General features: G+C 71.3%; 14 protein-coding genes. 11 read left to right on the top strand and 3 right to left on the bottom strand.

Annotated elements, in window-relative coordinates; translation table 11 throughout:
- Positions 1–64 precede the first annotated feature (64 nt).
- From JT362_RS23910 to JT362_RS23925, 4 genes are all read left to right on the top strand, one after another.
- Entirely contained in the window at positions 65–1,069 is a 1,005-nt protein-coding gene (locus JT362_RS23910) for a sugar phosphate isomerase/epimerase family protein (protein ID WP_260193922.1), read from the top strand.
- Between the two features lie 35 nt (positions 1,070–1,104).
- Complete coding sequence (locus tag JT362_RS23915) at positions 1,105–1,956, top strand: sugar phosphate isomerase/epimerase family protein (RefSeq protein WP_260193924.1); 852 nt, start codon at positions 1,105–1,107, stop codon at positions 1,954–1,956.
- 531 nt (positions 1,957–2,487) lie between these two features.
- Positions 2,488–3,888, top strand: a complete 1,401-nt coding sequence (xylB, locus tag JT362_RS23920) for a xylulokinase (RefSeq protein ID WP_260193926.1) — start codon at positions 2,488–2,490, stop codon at positions 3,886–3,888.
- 99 nt (positions 3,889–3,987) lie between these two features.
- Entirely contained in the window at positions 3,988–4,335 is a 348-nt protein-coding gene (locus tag JT362_RS23925) for a hypothetical protein (protein ID WP_260193927.1), read from the top strand.
- A 35-nt stretch (positions 4,336–4,370) separates the two neighbouring features.
- Here JT362_RS23925 and JT362_RS23930 read toward each other — a convergent pair whose 3' ends face one another.
- Positions 4,371–5,051, bottom strand: coding sequence for a hypothetical protein (locus JT362_RS23930; protein WP_260193928.1), 681 nt, complete (start codon positions 5,049–5,051; stop codon positions 4,371–4,373).
- Between JT362_RS23930 and JT362_RS23935 the strand changes: the two genes are divergently transcribed.
- The 7 genes from JT362_RS23935 to JT362_RS23965 all read left to right on the top strand — a co-directional run bounded on the left by JT362_RS23935 (position 5,023) and on the right by JT362_RS23965 (position 13,377).
- On the top strand, positions 5,023–6,210 hold the full coding sequence (locus JT362_RS23935) for a saccharopine dehydrogenase family protein (RefSeq protein WP_260193929.1): 1,188 nt from the start codon (positions 5,023–5,025) through the stop codon (positions 6,208–6,210). The genes JT362_RS23930 and JT362_RS23935 overlap by 29 nt on opposite strands.
- Positions 6,211–6,557: 347 nt before the next feature.
- Positions 6,558–7,715: a BMP family lipoprotein gene (locus JT362_RS23940; protein ID WP_260193930.1), complete on the top strand. Its 1,158-nt coding sequence runs from the start codon at positions 6,558–6,560 to the stop codon at positions 7,713–7,715.
- Between the two features lie 78 nt (positions 7,716–7,793).
- A complete protein-coding gene (locus JT362_RS23945) occupies positions 7,794–9,356 on the top strand; it encodes an ABC transporter ATP-binding protein (protein WP_260193931.1) in 1,563 nt (520 codons plus the stop codon).
- A complete protein-coding gene (locus JT362_RS23950) occupies positions 9,353–10,450 on the top strand; it encodes an ABC transporter permease (RefSeq protein ID WP_260193932.1) in 1,098 nt (365 codons plus the stop codon). Before JT362_RS23945 ends, JT362_RS23950 begins: the two co-directional genes overlap by 4 nt.
- Positions 10,447–11,721 (top strand): ABC transporter permease, encoded by a 1,275-nt coding sequence (locus JT362_RS23955; protein WP_260193933.1) that lies wholly within the window; start codon positions 10,447–10,449, stop codon positions 11,719–11,721. Before JT362_RS23950 ends, JT362_RS23955 begins: the two co-directional genes overlap by 4 nt.
- A complete protein-coding gene (locus tag JT362_RS23960; RefSeq protein ID WP_260193935.1) occupies positions 11,714–12,103 on the top strand; it encodes a cytidine deaminase in 390 nt (129 codons plus the stop codon). Before JT362_RS23955 ends, JT362_RS23960 begins: the two co-directional genes overlap by 8 nt.
- Complete coding sequence (locus JT362_RS23965) at positions 12,100–13,377, top strand: thymidine phosphorylase (RefSeq protein WP_260193936.1); 1,278 nt, start codon at positions 12,100–12,102, stop codon at positions 13,375–13,377. The genes JT362_RS23960 and JT362_RS23965 overlap by 4 nt, the downstream gene beginning before the upstream one ends.
- On the opposite strand, the gene JT362_RS23970 is transcribed toward JT362_RS23965, so the two are convergent.
- Complete coding sequence (locus JT362_RS23970) at positions 13,355–13,939, bottom strand: DinB family protein (protein ID WP_260193937.1); 585 nt, start codon at positions 13,937–13,939, stop codon at positions 13,355–13,357. The two genes, JT362_RS23965 and JT362_RS23970, sit on opposite strands and share 23 nt — an antisense overlap.
- 97 nt (positions 13,940–14,036) lie before the next feature.
- Positions 14,037–15,179: an apolipoprotein A1/A4/E family protein gene (locus tag JT362_RS23975; RefSeq protein ID WP_260194139.1), complete on the bottom strand. Its 1,143-nt coding sequence runs from the start codon at positions 15,177–15,179 to the stop codon at positions 14,037–14,039.
- Positions 15,180–15,289 lie beyond the last annotated feature (110 nt).

Raw genomic sequence — 15,289 nt, forward strand, 5'->3', positions numbered from 1 at the left:
CAGCTTCGGCCGATGCCGGCAAGGTTTTGAACTGTCCTCGATCCGTACCGGAAGGAGCTCGACGATGAGTCGACCAGTCACGCTGTTCACCGGCCAGTGGGCCGACCTCCCGTTCGAGGAGGTGTGCAAGCTCGCCGCGCAGTGGGGCTACGACGGCCTGGAGATCGCCTGCTCCGGCGACCACTTCGAGGTGGACCGGGCCCTGGCCGAGGACGACTACGTGTCGAACAAGCTCGCCCAGTTGGAGCGGCACGGCCTGAAGGTGTGGACGATCTCCAACCACCTGGTAGGCCAGGCGGTGTGCGACGACCCCATCGACGACCGGCACAAGAACATCGTGCCGGCTCGCATCTGGGGCGACGGCGACCCCGAGGGCGTGCGCCAGCGCGCCGCCGAGGAGCTGAAGGACACCGCGCGGGCCGCCGCGAAGCTCGGCGTGGACACGGTCGTCGGCTTCACCGGCTCGAAGATCTGGAAGTACGTCGCGATGTTCCCGCCGGTGTCGCAGGACGTCATCGACGACGGCTACGCCGACTTCGCGCGCCGGTGGAACCCGATCCTCGACGTGTTCGACGAGGTCGGCGTGCGGTTCGCGCACGAGGTGCACCCGTCGGAGATCGCCTACGACTACTGGACGACCAAGAAGACCCTGGAAGCGGTCGGCAACCGGCCGGCGTTCGGGCTCAACTGGGACCCGTCGCACTTCGTGTGGCAGGACCTCGACCCGGTCGGGTTCATCCTCGACTTCGCCGACCGGATCTACCACGTGGACTGCAAGGACACCAAGAAGCGGTTCGACGGCCGCAACGGACGGATGGGCAGCCACCTTGCCTGGGCGGACCCGCGCCGGGGCTGGGACTTCGTGTCCACCGGTCACGGCGACGTGCCGTGGGAGGAGTGCTTCCGCGCCCTGAACTCGATCGGCTACACCGGCCCGATCTCGGTGGAGTGGGAGGACGCCGGCATGGACCGCCTGCGCGGTGCCGAGGAGGCCGTGACGTTCATCCGCAACCTGATCTTCGACAAGCCGACCGCGGCGTTCGACGCGGCGTTCTCCACGAAGGACTGACTGGTTCCGATTCGCTTGCACGGAAGGGATTCGTCATGACGGTTTCGAGAAGGACGATGCTGCGCGGCGCCGCCGCCGGAGCGATCGTCGCCGGCGCCGCCGTCGCGGTGCCCGGCACCGCGAGCGCCACCGGCGGCGGGCGCTGGTGGCGGCGGCGGGTGCCGAAGGACAAGATCAGCATCCAGCTGTACACGCTGCGCTCGATCATGGAGAACGACGTCGAAGGCACGCTGTCCGCGCTGGCCGACATCGGCTACCGCAAGGTCGAGATGGCCGGCACGTACGGCCGCAGCGCGCGGGAGTTCCGCGGCATCCTCGACCGCCACCACCTCCGTGCGACGTCGACGCACATGGGTATCGACGGCGACATCAACCAGGCGATCGAGGACGCGAAGATCCTCGGCAACCGCAAGAGCGACGTGGCCTGGGCGAGCTTCCCGACGATCGCCGAGTGGCAGGACTTCGCCGAGCGCCTCGACGCGGCGGGCCGGGCCTACCGCCGAGCCGGGATCGAGTTCGGGTACCACAACCACGGCCACGAGTTCCAGCGGATCGACGGCGTGCGCCCGTACGACGTGATCACCCGGTGCACGAAGCGGCGGAACGTGAACCTGGAGATGGACCTGTTCTGGGTCATCGACGGCGGCGCCGACCCGGTGCGCGAGTTCTACCGGATCGCGGGTCGGGTCAACCAGTACCACGTCAAGGACCGCACCCCCGACGGCAACTTCGCCGACCTGGGCGAGGGCACGATCGATTTCGCCCACATCTTCCGCGCGACCTGGCCGCTGGAGGTGGACGAGTACATCGTGGAGAACGACGAGCCCGTCGACCCCCTGAAGTGCGCCGAGACCGGCTACAACTACCTGAGAAACCTCCGATTCTGACCCTCCGGCAACGGGTGGTCCGGGCAGCGATCGAAGGCCCCGGCGCCAGTCCGACCCGGTAGTCCCGCACCGTCGGGCCTCGCATCGGTTCGGTCCAGCGTCGGTTCGGTCCAGCGTCGGTTCGGTCGACTCGGCACGCCAGCCATCCGGATCAGGCCCGCTTTGCCGGTCCGGTCAGGCCGATCCGCTCGGTCGAACCGAGTTGATCCCTCGGTTCGCGGAGCCGGATCGGCCTGACCGGTCGGCGGTTGGGCTCGGGCCGGTTGCCCGGACAGACCGGTCAGCGCCCGCTGGGTCAGCCGGATTCCGGCTCGAGCGAGCCCTTCGGTTTGTTCGGTCTGGTCGCGCGGACCGGTCGCCGTTCGGAGTCGCTTCGACTGGTTCGGGTCGAGTTGGTCGAGCCGGTCATTCGGTGCTTGGGTGCCGCGCTCTGTTCGGGTGGTGCCGGAGCCGTCGCTTCCGGTGGGCGATGTCGTTGGTTCTGGTACTGGTGTTTTCGTTCCTCGCCGTTCGTTATCGGAGGTGGTGACCATGCCGCTGGTGGCCGGGGTCGACTCGTCGACCCAGTCCTGCAAGGTCGTGGTGCGGGACGCGGAGTCCGGGGCGCTCGTGCGCAGCGGCACCGCCTCGCACCCCGACGGGACCGAGGTGGACCCGGCGGCGTGGTGGACCGCGCTGCGGCAGGCGATCGAGCGGGCGGGCGGCGTCGACGACGTCGCCGCTGTCTCGGTCGCCGGGCAGCAGCACGGCATGGTGTGCCTGGCCGAGGACGGATCCGTCGTCCGGCCCGCCCTGCTGTGGAACGACACCCGCTCCGCGCCGGCCGCCGAGGCGCTGGTCGCCGAGCTGGGCGGCCCGGCGGCCTGGGCCGACGCGATCGGCGTCGTTCCGGTGGCGTCGGTGACCGTGACCAAGCTGCGCTGGCTCGCGGAGCACGAGCCGGACGCCGCGGCCCGCACGGCCGCGGTGTGCCTGCCGCACGACTACCTGACCTGGCGGCTGCGCGGGGATCCGGATCTCGCCACGCTCGTCACCGACCGCGGCGACGCGTCCGGGACCGGGTACTACGCGCCGGCCACCGGGACCTACCGGCCCGACCTGCTGGAGCTGGCCATGGGCCGGGTGCCGGAGCTGCCGACCGTGCTAGGTCCGTCCGACACCGCCGGACGGCTGCCCTCGGGCGCGATCCTCGGTGCCGGTACCGGTGACAACATGGCCGCCGCGCTGGGGGTCGGGGCCGAGCCCGGTGACGTGGTCGTGTCGATCGGCACCTCCGGCACCGTGTTCGCGGTCGCCGACAAGCCGAGCGCCGACCCGGCAGGCCTGGTCGCCGGGTTCGCCGACGCCACCGGCCGGTTCCTCCCGCTCGTGTGCACGCTCAACGCCGCCCGCGTCCTGGACGCCACCGCCCGCATGATGAGCGTCGACCACGACACGTTCGCCGACCTGGCCCTCGCCGCGCCCCCGGGCGCCGACGGCCTGGTGCTGGTCCCGTACCTGGAGGGCGAGCGCACCCCGAACCTGCCGACCGCGACCGGTGCCCTGCACGGCCTCCGCCTGGCCAACGCGACGCCCGCGCACCAGGCCCGGGCCGCCGTCGAGGGCATGCTGTGCGGCCTGGCCGACGCGCTGGACGCCCTGGTCGCCCAGGGTGTGCGGGTGGAGCGGGTCCTGCTCGTCGGCGGCGCGGCCCGCTCGGTCGCCGTCCAGCAGGTCGCGCCGACGGTGCTCGGGCGCCCGGTACTGGTTCCCGAACCCGGCGAGTACGTGGCCGACGGCGCGGCGCGTCAGGCGGCGTGGGCGCTGATCGGCACCGATCACCCGCCGGCCTGGCGCCTCGGTGGCCTGGAGCGGGTGGACGGCGAGCCGACGCCCGGTCTGCGCGAGCGCTACGCCGAGGCCCGCGGCCGGGTCCTCGACCGTCCGGCCTGAGCCGCTGGCCGGTCCCCGCGATCACCTCCCTTCGGACCTGCTAGAAACGGGTTCGTTCCCACGGGCTGACCCGGCCTGGCCGACCCAAGGAGACCTTTCGTGGAGTTCGTACGGCTGTTGCTGGTGTTCCTCCATCTGCTCGGTATGGCTGTGCTGGTGGGCTCGTTCCTGGTGCAGCGCCGGGCGACCGCGGGCGGGCCACCCAACGCGGGGTGGCTGCACGGCGCCGGGCTCCAGCTGGTCACCGGCGTGACCCTGCAACTGCTTGGGCCGGCGACCGACCAGGACTACGACCACATGAAGCTCGGGATCAAGCTCCTGGTGCTGGTGGCCATCGGCGGGCTCGCGCTCGCGTACACCCTGAAGAAGACGACGCCGACCTGGCTCAACCCGACGCTGGGTGGACTGGTCGTGCTGAACGTGGGCCTGGCTGTCTTCTGGACCTGAGGCGCGGGACCGGGCGCACCGGGCGACCCGGCCCCTCACTTCTCGGCGGGCCGCCGCTGCCCACCACCGCGCACGACGGCGAGCACCTCCGCCAGCTGCACCCCGATCGCGTCGACCTTGCTGTCGAGCCCGTCGATGCGCTTCTCGACGCCGCCGAGCCGGGCATCGATGACGTCGAACCGTTTGTCGTGCTCGCGGAGCGTCGCGTCGATGCTGTCCAGTCGGGTGTCGATGCCGTCCAGTCGGGTGTCGATGCTGTCCAGACGCGTATCGATGCCCTCGAGGCGGGTGTCGTGGGTACGGAGGGTGGCTTCGATGGTGTCGAGGCGGGTGGTGTGGGTGTGGAGGGTGGCTTCGATGGTGTCGAGCCGGGTGTCCTGGTGGTATTGGTGGGCTTCGACGCGGGTGGTGCTTTCCTGTAGTAGGTCCAGTAGCCCCAGGCGGTGGTCGTGGCGTTGTTGGATGACCGCGATCGTGGTCACGCGGTGGTCGATGGTCGCGACCGTCTTGTTGGTCTCGGTGAGGAGCGTGTAGACGCTCTCGATGTCGTTCTTGCTCTGGCTGACCTGGCGCTGGAGTTCGGACGGGGCCATGGCGGGGATCCTAACTTCGGGTTCGGCGGGGCGCGCCCGCTCGGAAATGGGTGGGTAGGGTCGTGCTACTGGCGAGTAGTGAAGGGGTTCTGGCATGTCGGTGGGCCGGGAGTTCGACATCATCCTGTTCGGGGGTACCGGGTTCACCGGGAGCCTGGCCGCGGAGTACCTGGCGGCCGAAGCGCCGACCGGTTGCCGGTGGGCGGTGGCCGGTCGGAACCCGGACAAGCTCGCCGCGCTGCGGGACCGGCTCGCTGACATCAACCCGGACTGCGCGGCGCTCGAGCTCCTTCCGGCCGACGTCACCGACGTCGACTCGTTGCGGGCGGTCGCCGCGCGGAGTCGGGTCGTGGTCAGTGCGGTCGGGCCCTACCTGACCCACGGCGAGCCGCTGGTCGCGGCCTGCGCGGAGGCGGGCACCGACTACCTCGACCTCGCCGGTGAGCCCGAGTTCGTCGACCGGATGTACCTCGGCTACCACGACACCGCGGTCGCCTCCGGCGCCCGGCTCGTGCACTGCTGCGGGTTCGACTCGATCCCGGCTGACCTCGGCACCTACTTCACCGTCCAGCAGCTGCCGGAGGACGTGCCGATCCGCGTCCGGGCCTACGTGTCCGCCTCGGCCGGCTGGTCGGCCGGTACCAAGAACTCGGCGGTCAACGCCGTCGCCCGGCTGCGGACCACGGCCTCGGTCGCCGCGCGCCGGCGGCGGGTCGAGGGGCGGCCCGCCGACCGGCGGGTGCGCGGGGACAAGGGCGTGCCCCACTACGAGAAGATCGTCGGCGCCTGGGCGCTGCCCGCGCCGATCATCGACCCCCAGATCGTGCTCCGGTCGGCCAGGGCGTTGCCGCGCTACGGCCCCGACTTCACCTACGGCCACCACCTCGCGGTCCGCACGTTCCCCATGGCGGCGGCGATCGTCGGCGGGGTCGGCGCCGCGGTGCTGGCGGCCCAGGTACCGCCGGCCAGGAAGTTCCTGCTCTCCCGGTCCCGACCCGGCGACGGGCCGAGCGCGGAGCGGCGTGCGAAGGCGTGGTTCCGGTTCCGGTTCGTCGCCGAGGGCGGGGGCCGGCGGGTGCTCACCGAGGTGTCCGGCGGCGACCCGGGATACGGGGAGACCGCCAGGATGCTCGGCCAGTCGGCGCTGTGCCTGGCCTTCGACGACCTCTCGGCCACCGCCGGGCAGGTGACGACCGCGGTCGCCATGGGGGACGCGCTGGTCGACCGGCTGCGGCGGGCGGGTCTGGTGTTCCGGGTGGTGGACGAGCGGGCGTCCGCGTGACGGGGTGACGTGGGACGGGCGAAGAAGCGTTGCGTGTTCATGCCTTGATCGTGCCGGGGGAACGGGGACGGCGGGCCGAGCGACCGCGAAGCTGTGGACAACTGGTCAGCCTGTGGACAACTCGGTCCGACCGACGTGTGGACGTGGTGTTTTGTCGGTGGCGCGTGGTACAAGGCGCGGAGAGAGGCCGGTCGATCACCCTCGGTACACCGTGAACGCACCGCGAAAAACGATTGGGTCACGCGCGTCTACGCGGCGGTAGCACGGGACGACCCGCGGAGTACGGTCTCGCGAATAAGTTTGCGTTCGGTGTGCGCCGAGCGTGGAAGCCCGGGAGGGAGAAAGCCTTGCGCTTCAAGCGGGGAGTCGCGGTCACCGCGATCGCTCTGACCAGCGTGCTGTCCGTGGTTGGGTGTGCGAAGGATTCCGCATCCTCGAACAACTCGTCAGGTGGCCAGAACGGCGCCGCGGGTTGTCAGACCGTGGACAAGCCGCCCGCCGCGTCGGGACAGGCCAGCACGTCGGAGGTGGCCACCGACGTCGACGCGAGCTCGCTCAAGGTCGGTCTGGCCTTCGACATCGGCGGCCGTGGTGACGCGTCCTTCAACGACTCGGCCGCGGCCGGGCTCGACGAGGCGATCGCCCAACTCGGGGTCAAGAAGGAGAACACCAAGGAGCTCACCGCCACCGACCAGGAGAGCGAGGACTCCAAGCAGACCCGGCTGCGCCAGCTGGCGCGGGAGGGCCACAACCCGGTGATCAGCGTCGGGTTCGCCTACTCCGAGGCCACCAAGGTCATCGCCGGTGAGTTCCCGAACACCCAGTTCGCGGTGGTCGACGGCTTCGTCGAGGGCGCCCCGGAGAACGTCACGTTCCTGGGCTTCGCCGAGCACGAGGGCTCGTTCCTGGTCGGCGTCATCGCCGCCCTGGAGAGCGAGAGCTGCACGATCGGCTTCGTCGGCGGCGTCAACGTGCCGCTGATCCAGAAGTTCCAGGCGGGCTTCGAGCAGGGCGTCAAGGCCGTCGCCCCGGACGCCACGGTCAACTCCCGGTACATCACCGAGGCGGGCGACCTGACCGGCTTCACCGACGCCCCCAAGGGCCAGGTGACCGCCAAGGGCCTGATCGACCAGGGTGCCGACGTCGTCTACCACGCCGCCGGCGCGTCCGGCAAGGGCGTGTTCGCCGCGGCCCACGAGGCCGGCATCAAGGCCATCGGCGTCGACTCCGACCAGTACAACCAGCCCACGGTCGCCGAGTACAAGGACGTGATCATCTCGTCCATGCTCAAGCGCGTCGACGTCGCGGTGTTCGACTACATCGCCGCGGTCGCCGCGGGCGACCTGGCCAACCTGCCCCAGGTTTTCGACCTCAAGGTGAACGGCATCGGCTACTCCACGTCCGGCGACATGCTCTCCGACGAGACGGTCGACTGGGTCGAGGCGTACAAGCAGCAGATCATCAACGGTGAGATCACGGTCTCGGACACCCCGACGACCAGCTGACGACCAGCGTCACGCCCGTGGGTGTGCGGCTCACCAGGCCGCGCGCCCACGGGCATTTGACGTGAGAAAGGGTGTCCCGTGACCGACACCGAGTCCGAGCCGGCTCAGCCGCCCGCCGTCGCGCTGACCGGCATCACCAAGCGCTTCCCCGGCGTGGTCGCCAACTCCGACGTGCACCTGACCGTGCGCGCGGGCGAGGTGCACGCGCTGTGCGGGGAGAACGGCGCGGGCAAGTCCACCCTGATGAAGATCCTCTACGGGATGCAGGCCCCCGACGAGGGCACCATCGAGGTGGGTGGCGAGCCGGTCCGCTTCCGGTCCCCGGCCGAGGCCATCAAGGCCGGCATCGGCATGGTGCACCAGCACTTCATGCTCGCCGACAACCTGACCGTGCTGGAGAACGTGGTCCTCGGCGCCGAGGGCCTGCACGGCATCGGCAGGCGCGCGAAGGCCAGGATCCGCGAGCTCGCCGGCGCGACCGGGCTGGACGTCGACCCGGACACGCTGGTCGAACGTCTCGGCGTGGCCGACCGGCAGCGGGTGGAGATCCTCAAGGTGCTCTACCGCGGCGCGCGCATCGTCATCCTCGACGAGCCGACCGCCGTGCTCGTCCCGCAGGAGGTCGACGAGCTGTTCGAGACGCTGCGCTCGATGCGCGCGGACGGCTACACCTTCCTGTTCATCTCCCACAAGCTCGACGAGGTGCGCACGATCGCGGACACCGTCACCGTGATCCGCCGCGGCACCACCGTCGGCACCGTCGACCCGCGCACGGTCAGCTCCCGCCAGCTCGCCGAGATGATGGTCGGCAGCGAGCTGCCCAGCCCCGAACACCGGCACACCCCGATCGGCGACGACGAGGTGCTGCGGGTCGAGGGCCTCACCCTGCGCACCCAGGACGACCGCACCCTGCTGGACTCGCTCGACCTGGTGATCCGCTCCGGCGAGGTGCTCGGCATCGCCGGGGTCGAGGGCAACGGGCAGACCGAGCTGGTCGAGACGATCATGGGCATGCGCCGCGCCGCCGAGGGCCGGGTGCTGCTCGCCGGCAAGGACCTGACCAAAGCCGGCACGCTGGCCCGCCGCGAGGCCGGCATCGGCTACATCCCCGAGGACCGCACCCGCCACGGTCTGCTGCTCACCCAGCCGCTGTGGGCGAACCGGATCCTCGGCCACCAGACCAGACGTCCCACGGCGCGCGGCGCGATGCTCGACATCGCCGGCGCCCGCCGGGACACCGAGCGCATCGTCGAGGAGTTCGACGTGCGCACGCCCGGCATCGAGGTGGCCGCGGCCTCGCTGTCCGGCGGCAACCAGCAGAAGCTCGTGGTCGGCCGGGAGCTCTCCGGCGACCCGGTGCTGCTGATCGCCTCGCACCCGACCCGCGGCGTCGACGTCGGCGCGCAGGCCGCCATCTGGGACCAGATCCGCTCCGCCCGCGCCCGCGGGCTCGCCGTGCTGCTGGTCTCCGCCGACCTGGACGAGCTGATCGGTCTGTCCGACTCGATCCTGGTCATGCTGCGCGGCCGGTTCGTCGCCGACGCCGACCCGACGACCGTGACCCCCGAGGACCTCGGCTCGGCGATGACCGGCGCCGGCTCCGACCGGGTGGACCACATTGAAGAAGGGGAGACGAGGTGACCGCCAAGCTGCGTTCGACGCTGCTGGCGCCGACGCTCGCGATCGCGTTCTCCGCGCTGCTCTGCGCGCTCGCCCTGCTGGCGTCCGGGGCCAACCCGGCAGACGCGCTCGGCGTGATGATCGGCCACGTGGGCAAGGGCCAGGTCGCGGTCGACATCGTCAACAGCACGGCCATCTACATGCTGGCCGCCCTGGCCGCCGCCATCGGGTTCCAGATGAACCTGCTGAACATCGGCATCGAGGGCCAGTACCGGATCGGCGCGCTGGTCGCGGCCATCGTCGGCAGCGCGCTGGTGCTGCCGCCGGTGCTGCACTGGCTGGTGATCCTGGTGGTCGCCTCGCTCGCCGGCGCGCTGTGGGCGCTGCTGCCGGCGATCCTCAAGGTGACCCGCGGGGTGCACGAGGTGCTCTCCACGATCATGATGAACGCGATCGCGTTCGGACTGGCCGCCTACCTGATCCGCCGCGACATGTTCGGCATCCTGGTCGGCAACAACGTCTCCACCGAGCCGATCCCGGACTCCGGCCGGGTGCCGGGCATCGACCTGGGCGACCGGGGCACCGTCTTCGGCCTGGTGTTCCTGGCCGTGGTCGTCGCCGCCGTGTACGGCATCGTGATGAAGCGGACCCGGTTCGGCTTCGAGCTCAAGGCGTCCGGCGAGTCGCCGACCGCGGCCGCGGCGGGTGGCGTCAACGCGAAGAAGATGGTCGTGGTCTCGCTGCTGGTCTCCGGCGCGGTCGCCGGCCTGGTCGGCATGCCGGAGATCCTCGGCCGCGACCACGCCTACACGCTGAACTTCGCCGCCGGCTACGGGTTCGCCGGCATCGGCATCGCGCTGCTCGGCCGCAACCACCCGGTCGGCATCGCGTTCGGCTCGCTGCTGTGGGCGTTCCTGGAGAAGTCGAAGGTGGCGCTGGACAACGTCGGGGTGCCACGGGAGATCGCCACGATCATGCAGGGCTCGATCGTGCTGTCGGTGGTCGTCGCCTACGAGATCGTCAAGCGGATGGACCTCGCGGCCGAACAACGCCGGGTCGGCCGCGCGCTGGGCACCGCGAAACCAGCCGAACAGGTCGGGGGTGACGGGAAATGAGCACGGCCGACACCGGGCCCGGATCGTCCGTGATGACGATGCCGGCCGCGCCCCGGCGCAGGACGCTGCCCGCCTGGGCGATCTTCCTGATCGGAGTGGTCGCGGTGGTCGGCGTGCTCGCCACCACCTCCTACCTCACCGGCAAGCCGGCGCTGACCTCGTCGCTGACCATGCAGAACACGGTGACCCTCGGGGTGCCGATCCTGCTCGCCGGACTCGGCGGCATCTGGGCCGAACGCTCCGGCATGATCAACATCGGGCTCGAGGGCATGATGGTCCTCGGTACCTGGGGGGCGGCCTGGGGCGGTCTGCACGGCGGCCCGTGGGTCGCGGTGCTGTCCGGCGCGCTGTTCGGCGCGCTCGGCGGCCTGCTGCACGCGATCGCCACGGTCACCTTCGGGGTCAACCACATCGTGTCCGGGGTGGCGATCAACCTGCTCGGCATGGGCGTCACCAAGTACCTGGCGGTGCTGATCTTCGAGCCGCTGTCGCAGAACCCGCGCGACTCGCCGCCGATCGAGCAGTTCGAGACGTTCTCCGCCCAGCCCCTCGGCGACTGGCTCACCGACCTGGAGAACGAGCAGCGCGTGGTGATCTCCGACGTCGCCGGCCTGCTCGGCGGCCTGGTGACCAGGGTGTCGCCGATGCTGATCATCACGATCCTGCTGGTCGTCGGTACCTACCTGGTGCTGTGGCGGTCCCGGTTCGGGCTGCGGCTGCGCTCCTGCGGGGAGAACCCGGTCGCGGCCGAGTCGCTCGGCGTGAACGTGTACTTCCACAAGTACGTCGCCGTGGTGATGTCCGGCGCGCTCGCCGGCATCGGTGGGGCGGCGCTGGTGCTCGGCTCCAGCCCGTCGATCTACTCCGAGGGGCAGACCGCCAACCGCGGGTTCATCGGCCTGGCCGCGATGATCTTCGGCAACTGGACGCCGGGCGGCACGCTCGCCGGCGCGACCCTGTTCGGCTACGCCGACGGGCTGCGGCTGTCGGCCGGCCCGGAGACCGTGCACGCGTTGCTGTACGCGGCGGTGATCTCGGCCGGGCTGCTGGTGATCTGGCAGCTGTGGCGGCGGAAGTGGCGGACGGCGATGCTGGCGGCGGTCGGTGCGGTCGTGGTGTACGCGCTGTACTACGCGAGCGACGAGCTGCCGACCCAGTTCCTGCCGTACACCCCGCACATCATCACGCTGGTCGTGCTGGCCCTCGCGGCGCAGCGCCTACGACCACCCGCGGCCAACGGCGTCCCGTACCGGCGAGGTGAAGGTGACTGACGTGGACTGGACGACGCTGCGGGAGGCCGCGACCACCGCGGCGGCCTCGGCCTACTGCCCGTACTCGGGACTCCAGGTCGGCGTGGCCGCGCTGGTCGACGACGGCCGAATGGTCACCGGGTGCAACGTGGAGAACGCCTCCTACGGGCTCGGGCTGTGCGCCGAATGCACGATGGTGGGGCAGCTGCGGCTGTCCGGCGGCGGGCGGCTGGTCGCGGTCGCCTGCCGCGGCGGGAACGGCGAGCTGCTGATGCCGTGCGGGCGGTGTCGCCAGGTGCTCTACGAGTTCGGCGGCCCGGAGTGCCTGCTGGACACCCCGGCCGGCGCCATGCCGATGAGCGAGGTGCTGCCGCACGCCTTCGGTCCGGACGACCTGCCATGAGTGGTCTCTCGGCCGTCGACGTCATCCGGGCCAAGCGGGACGGCGGGCGGCTGACCGACGAGCAGATCGACTGGGTCGTCGACGCCTACACCCGGGACGTGGTCGCCGACGAGCAGATGTCCGCGCTGGCCATGGCGATCTTCCTCAACGGGATGACCGCCGCCGAGACCGCGCGCTGGACCCGCGCGATGGTCGAGTCCGGCGAGCGGCTGAGCTGGCCGACCGGGCGCCCGACCGTCGACAAGCACTCCACCGGCGGCGTCGGCGACAAGATCACGCTGCCGCTGGCGCCGCTGGTTGCCGCGTGCGGTGCGGCGGTGCCGCAGCTGTCCGGGCGCGGGCTGGGGCACACCGGGGGCACCCTGGACAAGCTGGAGTCCATCCCCGGTTGGCGCGCGCGGCTGTCGACCGAGGAGATCGGCGCGCAGCTGACGTCGGTGGGGGCGGTGGTGTGCGCGCCGACCGAGGGGCTGGCGCCGGCCGACCGCAAGCTGTACGCGCTGCGGGACGTGACGGCGACCGTCGAGTGCGTGCCGCTGATCGCGTCGTCGATCATGTCGAAGAAGATCGCCGAGGGCGCGGGCGGGCTGGTGCTGGACGTGAAGGTCGGCTCCGGCGCGTTCATGCCGGACCTGGCCGCGGCCCGCGAGCTTGCCTCGGCGCTGGTGGAGATCGGTGTCGACCACGGGCTGCGGATCTCGGCGCTGCTGACGGACATGTCGACGCCGCTGGGGCGCGCGGTCGGCAACGCGGTCGAGGTCGCCGAGGCGGTCGAGGTGCTGCGCGGCGGCGGGCCGGCCGACGTGGTGGAGCTGACGCTGGCGCTGGCCAGGGAGATGCTCGCGCTGGCGGGGATCGACGCCGACCCGGCGGAGGTGCTCGCCTCCGGGCGGGCCTACGACACGTGGCGGGCGATGATCACCGCGCAGGGCGGCGACCCGGACGCCGAGCTGCCGTCGCCGGCGCACGTGGAGACGGTCACCGCGGACCGGGACGGCGTGGTGGCCGCGCTGGACGCCCGGGCGGTCGGCGTGGCCGCGTGGCGGCTCGGGGCCGGGCGGGCACGCAAGGAGGACCCCGTACAGGCCGCTGCCGGCGTCGTGTGCCGCGCGAAGCCGGGCGAGCGGGTGCGGGCCGGGGAGCCGGTGCTGGAGCTGCGTACGGACACCCCGGACGCCGTTCCGGCCGCGCTGGACGTGTTGGCCGACGCGATCGTGGTCGCCGACGAGGCTCCGCCGACGACCCCGCTGGTCATCGAGACGATCCGTCCCTGACCCCGGCGGCCACCCGCTCCAGCCCGGCGCGGTAGTCCGTCCACCAGGCCGCGTCGCCGGGCGGCAGGTTGTCGTTGCGGGCCACCAGCCCGGCGGCCCCGTCGACCAGTTCGCGGACGATGTCGGCGTGGCCGGCGTGCCGATGGGTCTCGGCGGTCATGTGCACCAGGGCGTGGTGCAGGGGGATCTCGGCCCGCTCCGCCGGCCAGTGCGGCACCCGCCCGACCGAGTCCAGCGCGAGCGCCTCGATCGTGGCGTCCGAGTGCGCGCAGGCCCGCCGGTACAGCCCGACGATGTCCTCGCGGGACTCCTCGGCGGTGGCCCACATGTCGACGTTCGGGGTCGTCTCGTCGTGGTACCAGGGCGGGAGGTCGGCGAACGGGCGGCCGAAGGTGAACCCGAAGTAGTCGATCTCGCAGCCGGCCAGGTGCTTGACGAGCCCGAGCAGGTTCGTGCCGGTCGGCGTCAGCGGGCGCCGGATGTCGTACTCCCCGAGCCCGTCGAGCTTCCACAGCATCACGTCGCGCCCGTCGCGCAGGTACCTGTGCAGCGTCTCCTTCATGCCCACATGATCGCACCGGGCACCGACGGAAACGCCCTGAAGGTGACCTTCTCCGACGCTGGCCGTCTCGAAGGTCGCCTTCAGGGCATCGCGGCTACTAGCTCGAGACCTCGGTGTCGTCGGTCTCCTCGGTGCGGTTGTTCTTCTGCGCCTTGCCGTTGCGGCGGCGGGCGGTCTGCCTCGGCAGGGTCGCCGGCGGGCGCGGGGGCTGCGCGCCGCCGCCCATCATCAGCTCCGCGAACGTCGCCATCGCCTCGTCCAGGTGGCCGCCGATGCGCCGCTCGGACTCCTCGTTGCTCTTCTTCACCATCGACGCGACCGACTCGGAGTCGGGCTGCTTGGTCAGCGTGCCCTCGACCTTGCTGAGACCCTCGGTGATCGTCGACCCCATGTCGGTGATCTTCTGGGTGAACCCGTCCTCGACCAGGTCGAGTCGGGTCGTCAGGTCGTCCAGGCGGCCGGTCACCTGCTCCAGCCGGGCCGCGAGGGACTCCAGCCGCTCGGTGCCGTCCACCGTCGACTTGGTGTCCTCGATGGCGTCCTGCACCGACTTGCGCGCCTCGGCGACCGCGCCGCGCACGCCGGTGGCCTTCTCGTCGATGTTGTTGTGCAGCGCGTCGGCCGTGTCGCCGAGCCTGCCCTGCACCTGGTCGACCCCGTCGGCCACCGACTGGCGCAGCGCCTCGCGGGCCGCCTCGACCTGGCCCCGCACCGCGCCGTCGACCTCGTCGAGCCGGCCGCGCAGGTTCTGCTCGGCCAGGTCGACGCGCTCGCGGACCGGGCCGTGCACCGCGGCCGGCAGGGCGTCGAGCTTGGTGTCCTGCTTGTCGAGGTGCTTGTCCAGGTGCGCGTCGAGTTCGTCGATGCGCCGGTGGATGTTCGCCAGCTTGTCCTCGAGCCCGTCCATCCGCCCCGCGACGCCCTCGAAGCGGCCGGCCACTCCGTCCAGCCGCCCGTCCAGCTGGGCGAAGGGCGTGGCGAGCTTGTCCACGATGCCCTCGACGGCCCGCCCGATCGCCGCGATGACACCGTCCTGGGCCTCCAGCCTGGCCAGCGCGTCATCGACCTTGGCCGACAGCGCGCCCAGCTCGGTACGGTCCGGCATCTCGGAGAGGCGCTTGCGCACCGAGCCGATGGACTCGAGCGGGGACAGCCTGGCGTGGATCTCGTCGAGCGTGTCGAAGATCTGCTGCTGTTCGCTCTCACGGATCTCGGCCGCGCGCACCAACATGTTGCGCATCCGGTCGAACGACACCGTCGAGTTGTTGTTCTCGTTCACGGAGGTGGCCTTCGTCGTGGGGAGGGGCAGGGCCGACGTGGGGGAGCCTAGCCACTCCCAGAACGCGTCCA

It is taken from the genome of Actinophytocola gossypii (assembly GCF_025165815.1).
Classification (GTDB): Bacteria; Actinomycetota; Actinomycetes; order Mycobacteriales; family Pseudonocardiaceae; genus Actinophytocola; species Actinophytocola gossypii.

Bases quoted from the DNA above. Each gene is read 5' to 3' on its own strand.
- JT362_RS23955 (WP_260193933.1), top strand. From the start codon at position 10,447: ATGAGCACGGCCGACACCGGGCCCGGATCGTCCGTGATGACGATGCCG.
- JT362_RS23935 (WP_260193929.1), top strand. From the start codon at position 5,023: ATGTCGGTGGGCCGGGAGTTCGACATCATCCTGTTCGGGGGTACCGGG.
- JT362_RS23970 (WP_260193937.1), bottom strand. From the start codon at position 13,939: ATGAAGGAGACGCTGCACAGGTACCTGCGCGACGGGCGCGACGTGATG.
- JT362_RS23910 (WP_260193922.1), top strand. From the start codon at position 65: ATGAGTCGACCAGTCACGCTGTTCACCGGCCAGTGGGCCGACCTCCCG.
- JT362_RS23975 (WP_260194139.1), bottom strand. From the start codon at position 15,179: ATGCGCAACATGTTGGTGCGCGCGGCCGAGATCCGTGAGAGCGAACAG.
- JT362_RS23965 (WP_260193936.1), top strand. From the start codon at position 12,100: ATGAGTGGTCTCTCGGCCGTCGACGTCATCCGGGCCAAGCGGGACGGC.
- xylB (WP_260193926.1), top strand. From the start codon at position 2,488: ATGCCGCTGGTGGCCGGGGTCGACTCGTCGACCCAGTCCTGCAAGGTC.
- JT362_RS23930 (WP_260193928.1), bottom strand. From the start codon at position 5,051: ATGATGTCGAACTCCCGGCCCACCGACATGCCAGAACCCCTTCACTAC.
- JT362_RS23915 (WP_260193924.1), top strand. From the start codon at position 1,105: ATGACGGTTTCGAGAAGGACGATGCTGCGCGGCGCCGCCGCCGGAGCG.